General features: G+C 72.9%; 12 protein-coding genes. 9 read left to right on the top strand and 3 right to left on the bottom strand.

Annotated features, from left to right (window positions below; translation table 11 throughout):
- A partial coding sequence (locus ACWDRB_RS51170; RefSeq protein ID WP_449907493.1) for an N-acetylmuramoyl-L-alanine amidase occupies positions 1-1,389 on the top strand: 1,389 nt, incomplete at its 5' end.
- Between the two features lie 254 nt (positions 1,390-1,643).
- Here ACWDRB_RS51170 and ACWDRB_RS51165 read toward each other — a convergent pair.
- A complete protein-coding gene (locus ACWDRB_RS51165) occupies positions 1,644-2,624 on the bottom strand; it encodes a helix-turn-helix domain-containing protein (RefSeq protein WP_350742859.1) in 981 nt (326 codons plus the stop codon).
- 34 nt (positions 2,625-2,658) lie between these two features.
- Positions 2,659-3,612, bottom strand: coding sequence for a LuxR C-terminal-related transcriptional regulator (locus tag ACWDRB_RS51160; protein WP_449907491.1), 954 nt, complete (start codon positions 3,610-3,612; stop codon positions 2,659-2,661).
- Between the two features lie 115 nt (positions 3,613-3,727).
- On the opposite strand from ACWDRB_RS51160, the gene ACWDRB_RS51155 reads away from it, so the two are divergent.
- The 4 genes from ACWDRB_RS51155 (at position 3,728) to ACWDRB_RS51140 (ending at position 10,806) form a co-directional block, all read left to right on the top strand.
- Positions 3,728-7,561, top strand: coding sequence for a S8 family serine peptidase (locus tag ACWDRB_RS51155; protein WP_449907490.1), 3,834 nt, complete (start codon positions 3,728-3,730; stop codon positions 7,559-7,561).
- Positions 7,562-7,683: 122 nt separating this feature from the next.
- Positions 7,684-8,574 carry an ABC transporter ATP-binding protein gene (locus ACWDRB_RS51150; RefSeq protein ID WP_449907487.1) on the top strand — a complete coding sequence of 297 codons (891 nt, stop codon included), beginning with the start codon at positions 7,684-7,686 and terminating at the stop codon, positions 8,572-8,574.
- The gene (locus ACWDRB_RS51145; RefSeq protein ID WP_449907484.1) at positions 8,571-9,416 is read left to right on the top strand and encodes an ABC transporter permease; all 846 of its coding nucleotides are present in this window, start codon (positions 8,571-8,573) and stop codon (positions 9,414-9,416) included. Before ACWDRB_RS51150 ends, ACWDRB_RS51145 begins: the two co-directional genes overlap by 4 nt.
- Positions 9,417-9,522: 106 nt before the next feature.
- Positions 9,523-10,806 carry an FG-GAP-like repeat-containing protein gene (locus tag ACWDRB_RS51140; RefSeq protein ID WP_449907481.1) on the top strand — a complete coding sequence of 428 codons (1,284 nt, stop codon included), beginning with the start codon at positions 9,523-9,525 and terminating at the stop codon, positions 10,804-10,806.
- A gap of 51 nt (positions 10,807-10,857) precedes the next feature.
- On the opposite strand, the gene ACWDRB_RS51135 is transcribed toward ACWDRB_RS51140, so the two are convergent.
- A complete protein-coding gene (locus ACWDRB_RS51135; protein ID WP_449907478.1) occupies positions 10,858-11,496 on the bottom strand; it encodes a TetR/AcrR family transcriptional regulator in 639 nt (212 codons plus the stop codon).
- Positions 11,497-11,668: 172 nt separating this feature from the next.
- Between ACWDRB_RS51135 and ACWDRB_RS51130 the strand changes: the two genes are divergently transcribed.
- From ACWDRB_RS51130 to ACWDRB_RS51115, 4 genes are read left to right on the top strand one after another with little or no spacing between them, the layout of a single operon-like run.
- Entirely contained in the window at positions 11,669-12,547 is an 879-nt protein-coding gene (locus tag ACWDRB_RS51130) for a sugar phosphate isomerase/epimerase family protein (protein ID WP_449907475.1), read from the top strand.
- Positions 12,544-13,584: a Gfo/Idh/MocA family protein gene (locus tag ACWDRB_RS51125; RefSeq protein ID WP_449907472.1), complete on the top strand. Its 1,041-nt coding sequence runs from the start codon at positions 12,544-12,546 to the stop codon at positions 13,582-13,584. The genes ACWDRB_RS51130 and ACWDRB_RS51125 overlap by 4 nt, the downstream gene beginning before the upstream one ends.
- A complete protein-coding gene (locus ACWDRB_RS51120) occupies positions 13,581-14,393 on the top strand; it encodes a hypothetical protein (protein ID WP_449907469.1) in 813 nt (270 codons plus the stop codon). The genes ACWDRB_RS51125 and ACWDRB_RS51120 overlap by 4 nt, the downstream gene beginning before the upstream one ends.
- Positions 14,394-14,421: 28 nt before the next feature.
- Positions 14,422-15,693 (top strand): MFS transporter, encoded by a 1,272-nt coding sequence (locus ACWDRB_RS51115; protein ID WP_449907466.1) that lies wholly within the window; start codon positions 14,422-14,424, stop codon positions 15,691-15,693.
- Positions 15,694-15,700: the final 7 nt, after the last annotated feature.

Below are 15,700 nucleotides of genomic sequence, written 5' to 3'. Positions count from 1 at the left end.
CCCCTGTCGATGCTGGTGGGGCAGCCGGCCGGGGCGGCGGCCGCCGATCCGATGACCGACGCGTTCACCAAGGCGGCCTCGACGTATGAGGTGCCCCGTGACCTGCTGGTCTCGGTGGCCTACTCCGAGACCCACCTGGACGGCCACCAGGGCCAGCCCAGTGCCGACGGCGGCTACGGCGTGATGCACCTGGTCACCGCCAAGACCCTCGACAAGGCCGCCACGCTGACGAAGAAGTCCGCTTCGGCGCTGAAGTCGGACGACGCGACGAACATCGCGGGCGGCGCGGCCGTGCTTCGTGCCCTCGCCGACGAGCTCAAGCTGGACGCCACCGCCCGCAAGGACGCGGGCAAGTGGTACCAGGCGGTCGCCAAGTACGGCGGCGCCTCCTCGCCCGCGGTGGCCCGGCTGTACGCCGACACCGTGTACGAGCAGCTCGCCAAGGGCGTGAACGCCAAGACGCCCGCAGGGGAGACCGTCACCGCGCCCGCACGCGCCGTGACGCCCGACCGCGGCGCGTACGCCAAGGCGGACGACCTGGACAAGCCCAGCACGCTCGCGGCGAGCACCGACTACCCGGGCGCCGCGTGGGCTCCGGCGCACAGCACCAACTACGCCGTCTCCAACCGGCCCACCAGCGACGCGATCGACCGCATCGTCATCCACGTGGCGCAGGGCACCTACGCCGGGACGATCGACTGGTTCCAGACCGGGCCCCGGCCGAACCCCACCTCGGCCCACTACGTCGTGCGCTCCTCCGACGGCGCCATCACGCAGACGGTCAGGGAGAAGGACCGGGCCTTCCACGCCGGCAACTACAACCGGCGCTCGGTCGGCATCGAGCACGAGGGCTGGGTCGACAACGCGACGTGGTTCACCGACACGATGTACCGCGCGTCGGCGGCGCTGACCCGCAACATCGCCGATCGGTACGGCATCCCCAAGGACCGCACCCACATCGTGGGTCACAGCGAGGTCCCGGAGGCCGACCACACCGACCCGGGCCAGTACTGGGACTGGACCAAGTACATGCAGTACGTCACCGGTGGCGGCGGGGGCACCAACCCGCACACGCCGGAGTCGGTGTGCGGCACCGGCTACAAGGTGATCGACTCGAGCGCGCTGGGCACGGCGGGCACCGTCTTCCTGCTGTACAACGCGGACAACGGGAACAACTGCGTGGCCACGATCAAGAAGACCTCGCTGGGCACGGCCACCGCCACCACGGCCTTCCTGGAGGTCGAGGGCAAGGCCCGGGTCACCGACACCGGCAACTTCGAGTACTACGCCGGACCCGTCCGGGCCGCCGCCGCCGACAAGTGCGTCAAGTGGGGCGGCAAGGCCGGGGCGAGCACGTACGAGAGCCCCTTCGAACACTGCGGAAGCTGACCCTCTGAGCTGTGGCCGGATCGCGCGGGCTCGCGATCCGGCCACATCCATGCGCCCGCACCCCCTCCCCCGACCACCCAAGACGCCTACAGCTCCTCCACACTGGTCAGTGGGGGAGGGGCTCTCCCGCCGTCAGGGGCGGGGTCCCTTGGAGGGAGGGCCGGTGCTGTGGTTGTGCGGCGTTGAGCGCGTCCTGACACTCCCACTCCCCGAAGGACCGCACTCCGGTCGGTGGGGGAGTGGCTCTCCCGCCGTCAAGGGGACGGTGGTGGGGGTGGTTGGGAGAGGGCGGCCTGGACGCCGGCCTGGAAGCGGGTGCGGGCGCCGAGCCGGGACATCAGCTCGGCGATCCGGCGCTCCGCCGTCCGGTGGCCGACCCCGAGCTGGCGGGCGATGGCCTCGTCCGTGAGCCCCGACAGCAGGAGCGCGATCAGCCGCGCGTCGTCCCGGGAGTCCCTGGGCGGCGGGTTGCGGACGGACGGCGCCAGCCCGAGCGGCAGCGCCCGCTGCCACAACCCCTCGAAGAGCCTGATCAGCGCCTCCAGCAGCCCCGACGGATGGATGACGAGCGCCGCCACCGCGTCCGCCGGCTCGTGCCTGAGCAGGAGCAGCGCCAGCCGGTCGTCCACCACGTACAGCTTCATCGGCAGCTCGGGCAGCACCCGCGCCTGCTGGCCCGCCCCCACCATCTCCTCGATCTGCCGTAACGCGCCCTCGGCCGCCACGAAGTCCCGCTCGTAGATCATGCGGCTGGTGATCCCGCGCTCCAGCAGCTCCCGCTGCGCGGCCACGCTGCCCAGCGGGTCGAAGTACGGCCGCCTGGACAGGCACCGAAGCTGCTGCCTGGCGGCGCGCTGGATCTGGGCGTGCCGCTGCTCGACCGCCCGCCGCCCGGTGACCACCTCGACGACCACCGGGGGCGTACGCTCGCGGGCGCGCTCCTGGAAGACCTCCTCGAGCTCGCGGGCGCGTTCGCGGACCCGCAGCAGGTCGCGTTCGGCGGCGAGCAGGAGGACGTCGAGCGCCATCTCCGGGGCGACGGCGGCGTAGGCGGGCGGAGGCCCCGGGGAGGTGTTGAGCAGGCCCTTGGCCTCCAGCGACGCGAGCAGCGGCTGCAGGTCGGCGCGCGGCCAGGCGGCGGCCAGCTCGGCGAGGGTGGCGGGGGAGCGGTCGAGCAGCACTTCGTACAGCGCCTCCTCATCGGGCCCGAGCCCGATCGCGCCCAGCGAGGTCACGGCCCACCCCCATCCATGCCGAGCCCGAGGGCGGTCATAGCGCGTCCCCGTCCAGCCAGCCGCGTACGACCGCCTGGTAGCCCGCCTGGAAGCGGGTTCGCGCGTCGAGCCGGACCATCATCGCGCGCACGTGGCGGCGTACCGTCCGGTCGCTCCACCCGAGGTGGGCGGCGATGGCCGCGTCCGTCAGCCCTGCGGTGAGCAGCGGCAGCAGGTCCCGCTGCGCTTCGGCGGGGCCGGTCGCCTCGGCCAGCCGCCCGTGCCTGACCTGCAGCGGCACGGCCCGCTCCCAGTACATCTCGAACAACGCCGACAACGCGTCCAGCAGCGTCGAGTCGTGCACCACCAGCGCGGACTCCACCACGTGCTGGTCGTGGCGGAGCGGCATGATCGCCATGGGAAGGTCGTTCAGCGCGAGCTTGACGGGCACGTCGCCGACCCTGGCCTGCTCGCCGGCCGCGACGTAGCGGGTGATGAGCGAGAGGGTGCCCGGCACCTCCATGGCCCGCCGGTCGTACAGCGCACGGTACTCGACCCCCCGCTCCAGCAGCTCGAACTCCACCGCGTTGCCGCCCATGGGCGTCGCGTACGGCGGCGCGTCGAAGACGCTGATCTGCCGCCGCGCGCTCTCCTGGAGCCGCCGGAACCACCGGCCCACCGCGTCCTTGCCGATCACCACCTCGACCAGGTCGGCGGAGTCCCCGTCCGGCACCGAGCGGTGGAAGCGCGCGGCGAGCTGGGCGGCGCGGTGGCGGGCCGCGGCCAGCTCCCGGGTGCGCGCCCGGATCAGCGCGTCCAGCCCCATCTCGGGAGAGACCGCAACGTAGCGCGGCGGGTCCTCCGGGAGCCGGGTGATCAGCCCCAGCTGCTCCAGCCTGGCGGCCGTGGAGGCGGCGTGCCCCAGCTCGGCGAGCGCGGCTGGGGAGCGCTCCACCAGCGCCTCGTACAGCGCCTGCTCGGCGTACGAGAGCCCGATGATCTCCAGCACGATCACAGTATGTCCTATTTCCGCACATGGCGGGAAGAGGACTCACAATCGTCTTTCGCGGCTTTACTGCGATCTGTCATGGTTCCCGGGGACACGATGATCTCTGAGGAGACGCATGATCGGCCGGTCGCTTGTCGCGTTGGGGGTGCTGCTTTCCACCGGGATGGCCGCCCCGACCCCACCTCCCGCTCTCTCCGTGCCGCCGCCGGTCGTCGGCGCGGCGGGGGAGTCCGCGAAGAGGATCACATTGATCACCGGGGATGTGGTCACCTACAGTACCGCCCCGGACGGCAGCCCGCAGGCCCAGATCCAGCCGGCCCGGCGCCCGGACGGCGCCCCGGTGTTCTTCATGTCGGTACGCGAGCCCGCCGCGTACTACGTCTACCCCACGGACGTGATGGGCCTGGTGTCGGCGGGACGCCTGGACAGAGGCCTGTTCGACGTCGCCTACCTGGCGGCCAACGGCTACTCCGACGCGGAGAGCCCCACCCTGCCCCTGATCGTCCAGCACGGGGCGCAGCAGCGCATAGCCGGGGCCCGCACCCTGGCCAGCATCGACGCCGCCGCCGTGAAGGTGGACAAGAAGGCCGCCGGCCAGTTCTGGTCCGGGGTCAGCACGGCGAGGGCCGCGTCCGAGAAGATCTGGCTCGACCGCAAGGTCCAGGTCTCGCTCGACAGGAGCGTCAAGCAGATCGGCGCGCCCGAGGCGTGGGCGGCCGGGCTCAAGGGCGCGGGCGTCAAGGTGGCCGTGCTCGACACCGGCATCGACGCCACCCACCCCGACCTCGCCGGCCGCATCGCCGCGGCCGAGAACTTCAGCTCGGAGAAGACCGCCCAGGACGGCCACGGCCACGGCACGCACGTCGCCTCCATCATCGCGGGCAACGGCGCCAAGTACCGGGGCGTCGCCCCCGAGGCGTCGCTGCTGGTCGGCAAGGTGCTCAACAACTACGGCAGCGGCCTCTCATCCGACATCATCGCGGGCATGCAGTGGGCGGTCGACCAGAAGGCCCGCGTGGTCAGCATGAGCCTCGGCGGCTGCTGCCCCGGCCCGGACAACCCCCTCGACCAGGCCCTGAACAAGCTGTCCGCCGATTCGGGGGCGCTGTTCGTGGTCGCCGCGGGCAACGACGGCAAGAGCCGCCAGGTCGGTGCCCCGGGCACCGCGGCCTCGGCGCTCACGGTCGCCGCCGTGGACCGCGACGACAAGCTGGCGTCCTTCTCCAGCCGGGGCCCCACCGCGATCGACTACAGCCTCAAGCCCGACATCAGCGCCCCCGGCGTGGACATCGTCGCCGCCCGCGCGGCCGGCACGTCCATGGGCGAGCCCGCCGAGGACGGCTACACCACCGCGTCCGGCACCTCGATGGCCACCCCGCACGTCGCGGGCGCCGCCGCGCTGCTCGCCCAGCAGCACCCCGACTGGACGAACACCCAGCTCAAGGCCGCGCTCACCAGCTCCGCCCACGGCGACGGCCAGGACGCCTACGAGCAGGGCGCCGGCCGCGTGGACGTCGCCCGCGCCGTCAAGCAGCAGGTGCGCGGCTCCGGCGGCATCGACTTCGGCTTCCTGCCCTCGCCCCAGAACGGCCCGGTCACCAAGACCCTCACCTACACCAACGACGGCGACCAGCCGGTCACCCTCACGCTGAGCACGGGCGTCAAGGCGCACCGGGGCGGCGACGTGCCCGCTCGCACGCTCACCGTCGACCGCGACACGGTCACCGTCCCGGCGCACGGCACCGCGCCGGTCTCGGTCACGTTCGACCCCGCGGGCCCCGACACCTGGTACGAGGGCTCCGTCCGCGCCACCGGCGAGAACGGCCAGGTCCAGGTGAACACGGCCGTGGGCGCGTTCGTCGAGCCGAAGAAGGTCACCGTCCGGGCCCGGGTGGTGCTGCCCGACGGCGCGAGCGCCCCCACGGAGAACCCGTGGATGTTCATGCGCACCGACGACCGCGACGACCTCCAGTACGCCTACACCCCCGCCTCGGGCACCGAGACCGAGGCCCAGGTCTACCCCGGCACCTACACCGTGCTCACCGCGCTGGCCTGGCGCGGCGCGGACGGCGCATGGGTCCAGTCGCTCCCGTCCGACCCGCAGATCGAGATCACCAAGGACACCACGGTCACGCTCGACCTGCGCAAGGCGCGCAAGGTGTCCGTGCGGACGCCGCGCGAGTCGGAGACCCGCCTGTCGCAGTACGCCTACCGGCGCACTGCGGCCAACGGCGTCGGCTACGTCGACGTGCAGTCCCTGTACCCGCAGTACGGGCTGGACAACTACGTGATGCTGCCCACCCGCAAGGTCACCCAGGGCACGTTCACCCTCAACGGCCGCTACCAGCTCGGCGCCCCCGCCATCACCATGACGGTGCCCGGCGGCCCCCGCATCACCCCCCGCTACCAGGACATGGCGCCGCAGACGCCCAAGCTCGACGGCCGCAGCAGGCTCTCGCTGGCCTACGCCGGCAAGGGCGCCGACTTCGGCGGCCTGGACGTGCGCGGCAAGCTCGTCCTGCTCAACCTCGAGGACCTCTGCCCGGCCGTGGCCTGCACGGGCAACGCCCTGGACCGGGTCAAGGCCGCCCAGCAGGCGGGGGCCGTGGGAGTCCTCGGGTACGGGGCCGTCAACCGGGCCTTCCTCGACCCGGCGGCCGGCTGGCCCACGTACCCGATCCCGACCATGAGCCTGACCGCCGAGCAGGGGCGGGCCCTGGCCGCCCTGGCCGGGCGCCGGCCGGTGACGGTCACGGCGGAGGGCGTCGCGACCACGCCGTACCTGTACTCGCTGATGCTGCCCGAGCAGGGCCGCGTCCCCGCCGACCTCTCCTACTCGGTCCGGACGGGCGACCTGCAGCGCATCGAGGACCGCTTCCACGCCGACCGGCCCGGCTCGGTCGAGCTGAGCACGTCGGCGGGGATGGTGCGGCCGGCCAGGTTCGCGAACACGTGGTCCATGGAGCACACCGTGCGGGCGCAGACGACCTTCACGGAGTACGTCGGGCCCGTCTCGCCGGACGTCGTCTGGACCCGCACGAACACGATGAACTACGACGAGGGCGGCGACTTCTACAACAAGCGCGCGCTGTCGGCGACCGCGGTGGACATCTTCGCCACCGCGGGCACGCGGACCGAGCCGTGGGGGATCCAGCCCCGCGTGCCGGGCAACGTCGTCGTCTCCGACGCGGTGCTCCGCTCCGGGACCGCCCAGTGCTTCCCCTGCCGGACGAAGGACACCTTCCTGTCGGCCCTGCCGATCATGGGCCCGGTGCCGAACCACCAGGAGGCGTTCGCGTACAACGCCAACTTCCAGGGTGACAAGCACGGCGGAAAGGACGAGCTGCGCCTGTACCGCGACGGGCGGGAGGTCCCGCTCGTCGAGGCGACGGTCGTGATCGCCATCTTCGCGATCATCGTGCCGACCTTCACCCTCCCGGAGACCGAGGCCGCCTACCGGCTCACCGACAAGTTCCACACCCCGAACCCGGCCCAGCTGTACGCCAAGGACGTCGAGACCGCCTGGACGTTCAAGTCGAAGCGGCCCACCGGCGGGATGCAGACCACGGACGACGGGCTCTGCCTGGCCTGGTTCGCCACGGGCAAGCTGGCGCCGTGCGAGCCGGTCCGGCGGCTCAACCTCCGCTACGACGTGCCCCTCGACCTGGACAACCGCCTCAAGGCGGGCACGCCGCACCGGATCACCGTCACCGGCTACCACGGGTCCTACGGCACCCCGGACGCGAAGGTCAAGGACGTGAAGCTCTCGGTCACGTTCGACGACGGCGCCCACTGGACGCCGGTCCGCGTCTCGGCCTCCGGCCAGGCCACCGTCACACCTCCCGCGCTGGCGGCCACCACGGGCGCCGTGGGCCTGCGGGCCCAGGCGACCGACGCCGAGGGCAACACCGTCGAGCAGACCGTCCAGCGGGCGTACGGCCTGAAGTGACCTCGCACGGCCGCGCCAAGCAACCCGCGTTGACTAAGTCGGAATTAGTCAACTAGGGTTGCTTGTGCGGCCGGACTCTCCGGGCGCCACGCCGAGGCGTGCTCCCACGAGAGGCGAGATCCATGACGACGAGCGAAGTCGTGCTGGACGTCGAGGGCCTGCGGATGCGTTACGGCCCCGCCGACGTCCTGCACGACGTGACCTTCGGGGCACGCCGGGGCGAGGTGGTGTGCCTGCTCGGCCCGAACGGCGCGGGCAAGACCACCACGATCGAGATCCTCGAAGGCTTCCGCATGCGGTCGGCCGGCCGGGTCGAGGTGCTGGGCACCGATCCGGCCCGCGGCGGCGAGGACTGGCGGGCGCGGGTCGGGGTCGTCCTGCAGTCCTGGCGCGACCACGGCAAATGGCGGGTACGCGAGCTGCTCGAGCACCTCGGCCGCTACTACGCCGCGTACGCCACCGAGACCGTCATCCGGCCGTGGCCGGCCGACCGGCTCATCGCGGCGGTCGGCCTGACCGAGCAGGCGGAGCACAAGATCAGGACGCTCTCGGGCGGCCAGCGGCGCAGGTTCGACGTGGCCGTCGGCCTCGTGGGCCGCCCCGAGCTGGTCTTCCTCGACGAGCCCACCGCCGGGCTCGACCCGGTGGCCCGGCGCGCCTTCCACGAGCTGGTCCTGGAGCTCGCCGCCGAGGGCGACACCACGATCCTGCTCACCACCCACGACCTGGCCGAGGCCGAGAAGCTCGCCGACCGCATCATGGTGCTCGACGGGGGCCGCATCGTCGCGGACGGCACGGTCGCGCAGCTCGCCCAGCAGATCGCCGGCGAGGACGAGGTGCGCTGGACCCGTGACGGGCAGCGCTTCGCCCGGTCGGCCACGGAGGCGACCCGGCTGGTGTTCGACCTGTTCAAGCAGTACGGCGAGGAGATCGAGGACCTCGAGGTGCGCCGCGCCTCGCTGGAGGACACCTATCTCTCCCTCGTCCGGCAGGCGGAGGAGGCGGCCCGATGAGCCCGACCGCGACGGCCTGGCGGGCCGGCTGGTCCCGCGGCCTGATCGAGCTGCGGCAGTCGTTCACGAACGGCGCCGACCTGTTCGGCCACTTCCTCTGGCCCGTGCTGATGCTGGTCACCACGTACTTCCTGCGGAACGTCTCCTTCGGGCAGAGCGGGCTCTCCCTCGGAGCCCTGGCCCTGCCGAGCATCCTCGGCATGAACGCCGGGATGTCCATGGTGAGCATGAGCCAGCACCTCACCGCCGACCGCGAAGACGGCACCCTGCTGCGGGCCAAGGCCACGCCGCACGGGATGACCGGCTACCTGCTCGGGAAGATCATCCTCGTCGCCGGCGGCCTGGTCGCCGACCTCGCGATCTTCCTGGTTCCCGGCATGTTCCTGGTGCCCGGCCTGGCGTTCGGCGACGCGGGCGCCTGGCTGACCGTGCTCTGGGTGCTCGTGCTGGGGCTGGTGGCGACGCTGCCGCTGGGGGCGGTGCTGGGCTCGGTGTTCGTCAGCGCCCGCAGCCAGGGGCTGATCCAGCTCCCCGTGCTGGGCCTGATCGCGATCTCCGGCATCTTCTACCCGATCACGGCGCTGCCGGAGTGGGTGCAGTGGATGGCCCAGGCGTTCCCGGTCTACTGGCTCGGGCTCGGCATGCGCTCGGCCCTGCTCCCGGACGCCGCGGCGGCCGTCGAGATCGGCGGGTCCTGGCGGCCCGTGGAGACGGCCGGGGTGCTGGTGGCCTGGGCCGTGCTCGGCCTGGTAGCGGCCCCGTTCCTGCTGCGCAGGATGGCCCGCGGGGAGTCGGGCTCCAGCGTCGCGGCCCGCCGCGAGAAGGCCCTGCAGCGGATCTGACGCGCCCTGCGACGCCGCGAGAAGGCCCGGCGGCGGGGACGCGGGTGGCGGAAAGCGGTGGCGGAAACCCGGCGCTCGGCAGGGTCGCGCACTAAGCTCGGTGCCTGTGCCGCGAAGGGTGATGATCTGGCCGGCGTTGGTCCTCCTGCTCGCCGGATGCGGCGGCGTCCGGCCTGCGCCCAGCCCCGCCGGTCAGTCGCCGTCGGCGTCCACCCCGGCTCCGACGCCGACCGCCACCCCGACCCCCGCGCGGCGTTCGGCCAAGGCCGGCGGGCGGCCCGACGACGTCAACGGCGACGGCCGTGCGGACCTGCTCGTCTACGCCGAGCTGCTCCGACCGGGCCTGCGCTTCCTCGCGGTCGTCTACGGCTCGCCCCGGGGGCTGCGCACCGGCAGGCCGGCGGTCGTGTCGTCGCGGACGTTCTTCGCCTGGCAGATCGACCCGGGCATCCGAGCCGACCTCGACGGGGACGGCTTCGGCGACATCCTGGGCTACGGACGGCCAGGCGATCGCGACGAGACGATGGGCCCGCACATCTTCTGGGGCGGCCCGGACGGCATCGACACCGGAACGCTCCCGACCCCGGTGCCGCCGCCCGTCAAGACCACCACGGCGACGTTCCGGTCCGTCGCCGGCGACTTCGACGGGGACGGCGCCGCCGACGTGGCGATGGCCGCCGACGACAACCGAGGCGGCTCCAACCTGGTCGTGATGTACGGCCCGTTCAGCCGCGCGGGCGTGCCGAGCCGCCAGACCGTCCAGCCCTCGCCCACGGGGAGCGACTTCTGGCGGATGACCGTCGACGAGATCGACGGGCGGCACGCGACCGGGCTGGTCGTGTTCGACGGCGACGACGGCGAGCAGACCTCCGGGTGGCTGCTGAACGGCGGTCCGGACGGCCTGGCGAAGACGGGGCGCAGGCTGGGCAAGGGCATGGCGGCCACGTTCGGCGACTTCGACGGCGACGGCGCCAGGGACCTGGCGGTCGGCGACGACGGCAGCCGCAACGACGAGCCCGGCACCGAGACCGAGGCGCCCGCCGTCGACAGGACGCTCACCGTCTACTACGGCGACGGCCGCACCCGGACGTTCAAGGGCGACAGGGGCTCGGCGGTCGCCGGCGACTTCGACGGCGACGGCCGTGACGACCTCGCCTTCGGCGGGGCGCGCGACGGGCGTGAGCCGGTCCGGATGTTCTGGGGTGGGCCCGGCGGCCTGCGCGCCGGTGGCGGCATCAGCGGCCTGGTCCGCGGCGCGCCGCTGGCGGCGGGCGACTACGACGGCGACGGGGACGACGAGCTGGTCCTCGCCGCCGGCGACGACCTCCTCGACGTCATGGTGACGGACGGCAGGAGCGTGCTGACCCGCTTCGACCTGCCACCCCGCTGAACCCCCCGGCATCGGGGTGACGCTTCAGCGCCCGCCGTCGACTGCGCGGGCTCAGGAGGCCGTGACCGGCGCGTACGCGCCGCTCCTCCACCGCGCCAGCGTGTGGTCGAGGTGGAAGTCGAAGAGGCCGACCAGGTCCACGGTGGGGTCGAGCAGCCACTGGATCTCCAGGCCGTCCATGGTGGCGCAGAGCGCGCGTACCTCGGCCTCGGCCTGCGCGTCGGTCAACGGCGGGATCTCTCCCGTCCCCGCCGTCGCGAGCAGGCGTTTGACCAGCATGTTCACGATGCCCGTGTAGCGGTCCTGGATGAAGGCGCGCGCTGGGTGCTTCTCGTTGGACGCCTCGCCCGTGAGGTGGATGAACAGCTCGAGCAGGCCCCGGTGGTGGGTGTGGTACGTCATGAGGTCGCGCAGGTCGTCGAAGGCCGACAGCCCGTCGCGCCGTTCGTGCCGGAGCGCGGCGGTCTCCCGCGCCCACCATTCGAGCACCGCGGCGAGCAGCTCCTCCTTGTCCTGGAAATGGCGGAGCAGGGCCGCCGGAGAGACGCCCACGTCCGCGGCGATCTGCCGCATGGACGCCCCGTTGTAGCCGCGCTCGCCGAAGGCCTTGGCGGCGGCGCTGACGATCTGCTCGCGGCGCTTGATGCCGCTCCGGTACGGGCCGCGCGGGGTCCCGCCGACGTTCGCCACCCTCTGAGCCTCCCACGGAAAATCTTCGGATCAACCTCTTGCGTCAAAAGCTATCAGGCGTTTACGTTTTGAGTCCCAAAGGTTAACACTCGATCACATTTCCCCGATGGGCTCCGTTACGCCCTGGAGCAGGCGCGACGCCACATGCTCGCGCCCTTGGAAGGACCCCGAGATGATCGGCATCAACCCGCTACCCTGGCTGCTCGGGCCGTCCGGTTTCACGCTGGACGTCCCCACCCTGCGCACCGCCTTCGCCGAGATCGCCGAGGCGGGCTTCACCGCCGTCCAGGCCGACATGCCCGAAGGCACCTCGGCGGCCGCCTACCTGGCCCTCCTCGGCGAGTACGGACTCGCCCCCGCGCCCGGCTACTTCCAGGGCGCGTACGAGAACCCCGAGGTGATACCCGGCCTCCTCGAACACGCCAGGCGGCACGCGGGAACGCAGGCCACGCTCGGCATGACCGAGGTGTTCATCGCCTCGGCCCTCACCCCGGAACGGCTCGCCGCACCCGCGACCGGCGCCGCGTACGACCCGGGCAGGCTCGCCACCGTCATCGAGAACCTCGCCCGGACCTGCGAGGTCATCACCGGCGAGGGGCTGCGCCCGTGCCTGCACCCGCACGTCGGCACCTGGATCGAGACCGAGGAGGAGACCCGCGCGGTCCTGGACGCCATCGCCCCGGAACTGCTCTCCTTCGGGCCCGACACCGGCCACCTGCACTGGGCGGGCGCGGATCCGGCCGAACTGATCACCCGCTACCGCGACCGGGTCGGCGCGGCCCACCTCAAGGACGTCCACACCGCCGTCGCCCGGCAGGCCCGCGAGGCGGGCGCGGACTACCGGGAGGCCACCGTGGCCCGCCACCTGTGGACCGAGCCGGGTCAGGGCGACGTGGATCTCGAAGGAGCGCTCGCCGCGCTGCCCGCGGGCTTCGGCGGGTGGCTGGTGGTCGAGGTCGACGTACCCGACCACGGCACCCCCAAGGACAGCGCGCTCCTGTCGCGCCAGTGGGTCACCGAACACCTCACCACCGCAGAGGAGCGTCGATGACCGTCGGCGTCGGTTTCATCGGAGCGGGCCCGGTCACCCAGGCCATCCACCTCCCCGCCGTCGCCGGGCTGTCCGACCGGCTGCACGTGGCCCGCGTCATGGACGTCGACGAGGGCACCGCGGCCGCGGTCGCCGCCCGCGCCGGGGCCGCCCACGGCACCTCCGTCGAGGAGCTGCTCGCCGACCCCGCCGTCGAGATCGTCGCCGTGTGCAGCCCGCACGCCTTCCACGCCGAGCAGGCCGAGGCCGCCTGCGCGGCGGGGAAGAAGGCGGTCCTGGTGGAGAAGCCGCTGGCCACGACCCTGGACGACGCCCGCAGGATCGCCAAGGCGGCACGCGACACCGGTGTCCCGATCGTGGTCGGCGCCATGCACACCTACGACCCGGCGTGGCTGGCCGCCGAGCGGCACTGGGGCGACCTGCCCGCCACCGCCCGCCGGATCCGCTCGCGCATCGTGCTCCCGCCCAACGCCCGCTTCGAGACGCTGGCGACCCAGCTGCACGCCGAACCGGTGTTCCCGGTCCGCGCCGGCGACCCGTCGGACCCGGCGGTGCGGGCGGCCTCCATCCGGGGAGCCGTTCTCGGCCTGGCCATCCACAACCTCCCGCTGGTACGGCGCTTCCTGCCGCGCGTCGAGCGCGTGGACGTCGCCCGGCCGCTCAGCCCGTTCGGCTACGTCCTCACCTTCCAGGGCGGCGGGCGGACCGCCGAGCTCATCGGATACCTGCACCGCGGCTGGCGGGAGGAGTGGAGCTTCGAGGTGTGGGGCGACGGCGGCGAGCTGCGGCTCGACTTCACCCCGTCGTACGTGCGCGCCGGCTCGGCCACCGCGGAGCTTCGCACCCCCACCGGGCTGCACACCTTCGGCCCCCACCCCGACAACGGCTACACCGGCGAGTGGCAGCACCTCGCCGCCCTGGCCACCGGCGCCGAACCGCTCCGCTACGCCGCGTCCGACCTCGTCGACGACCTGGCCTATGCGCTGGACCTCGCGGAACGCGCCGCCGACCTGCTGCTCCAAGGGACCGCCGCATGACCAGCACCACCCTCGAACCGCTGCCCGTCACCCTCGCCGGGAGCACCGACCACCCCGCCGTTCACGCCACCCTGGCCTCGCTGCCCAAGTACTTCCGCCCCGCCGCCCCCGGCGGCCCGACCACCGGCCCAATCACTGGCACGGTCGCCGCAGTCCCCACCCTGACCGCCCTGCGCGCCGCCCTGGACGCCCGACCCACCGGCATCCTGCTCGCCGGGGTCGCCGCGGGCGGTGTCGCGGACGTGCGGGAGCTCGCCGGACGTGCGGCCGCGGCCGGGGTCCCCGTCGTCGTGGCCGGGCCGTGGGCGCTCGATCCGGCGGTCGCGGCCCTCGCCGGAGCCCTGGACGCCGAGGACGCCTCGCTCATCGAGGTGACCGCGACGGTCCCGGCCGGGAGCTCGCCGCCGGACGTCCTGCTCGACCAGCTCGCCCTGCTGCGTACCGCGATCGGGCCCGCCCGGGCCGTCGAGGTGATCCAGGCCGACGCCCACGGGCACCTCGCGCGGGCCCACGTCGGCGACGTGCCCGTGCACCTCGCCGCGGCCGTCTCCGGCCTGGGCACCCGGCGGGCGCGGCTGGACGTGCTGGGGCCGGCCGTCCAGTGGCGGCTCTCGTTCCCCGATCCCGCGACGGCCCGCCCGGCCACCGTCGCCCGCACCGACGCGGACGGCGAACGCCTGCTCCCCACCCTGTACGAGAGCGCCTACCGCGCCGCCTGGCGTCACCTGCACGCCGCCGTCACTGATGGCGCGGCCCCGCCGTATTCGCTGCACGACCTCGCCGACGACCTCGACCTGCTCCACAACTGACCCCCCTGCTCCACTTCCGGAGGTCCCCGTGACCGCTCTCCCGACCCCGGCCGCGACCGGCCCGCACGACGCGCCGGCCGCCCCCGCGAGCACCCGCTTCATCGCCCTGTACGCCTTCGGCCAGCTCGGCCTCTGGGCCGCCCTGCTGACCCCGATCACCGTGACCCTTTCGGTCAAGGTCGGCGCCGTCGCCCCCGAAACCAAGGCCGCCAGCCTCGGGCTCATCCTGTCCGTGGGCGCGTTCCTGTCCATGGCCATCACCCCCATCTGGGGCAACCTCTCCGACCGCACCACCAGCCGCTTCGGCCGCCGCCGTCCGTGGCTGGCGGGCGGCGCCCTCGCAGGGGCGGCGGGGCTGCTCATCATGGCGCTCGCGCAGAACGTCCCCACCATCCTGCTCGGCTGGTGCGTCACCCAGGCCGGCTACAACGCCGCCCAGGCCGCGCTCAACGCCATCAACCCCGACCACATACCGGAGCGGCAGCGCGGACGGGTCTCCGGCGTCATCGGCCTGATGAGCAACGTCGGCATCCTGGCCGGCACGTTCATCACCACGTCCGTCGCCGGCAGCACGTTCCTCATGTTCCTGCTGCCGGGGATCTTCGCGTTCGTCGCGCTCGGGCTGCTGATCGCGTTCCTGCCCGACCGTCCCGCCGACCGGGCCGCGCTCGGCCCGTTCCGCCCCCTCGACCTGCTGCGCAGCCTGTGGGTCAACCCCTTCGCCCACCGCGACTTCGGCTGGGCCTTCGCCGGCCGCTTCCTGATCTTCACCGGGAACGCGTTCAAGCTGACGTTCGGCTTCTACGTCATCACCGACCGCCTCGGCTACAGCCCCACCGATGCCGTGTCGCTGGTCTTCACCGCCACGCTCGTCTTCACCTGCGGCTCGCTGGTCACGGCCACGATCGGCGGCTGGCTGTCCGACCGGCTGGGACGCAGGAAGGTCTTCGTGCTGGTGGCGTCCCTGATCATGGGGGTGGGCCTGCTGACCCTCGGCTTCACCACCACCTACCCCCAGTACCTGGTCGGCTCGCTGATCCTGGGCCTGGGGACCGGGGCGTACATGGCCGTCGACATCGCGCTGGTCGTGCGGGTCCTGCCCAACCCCGACAACGCGGCCAAGGACCTGGCCGTCTTCCAGATCGCCAACTCGCTGCCCCAGTCGCTGGCCCCGCTGATCGCCCCGCTCTTCCTCACCATCGGCGGCGGCACCGACAACTATCCCGCCGCCTTCACAGCCGCCCTGGTGTTCGCCGTGCTCGGCGCCCTGACGGTGATTCCCATCCGAAAGGTCCGCTGACCGCATC

This window comes from Nonomuraea sp. NPDC003707, from assembly GCF_053587055.1.
Note: the sequence above shows the minus strand (reverse complement) of the source record. Positions and strands in the feature narration are given on the sequence as shown.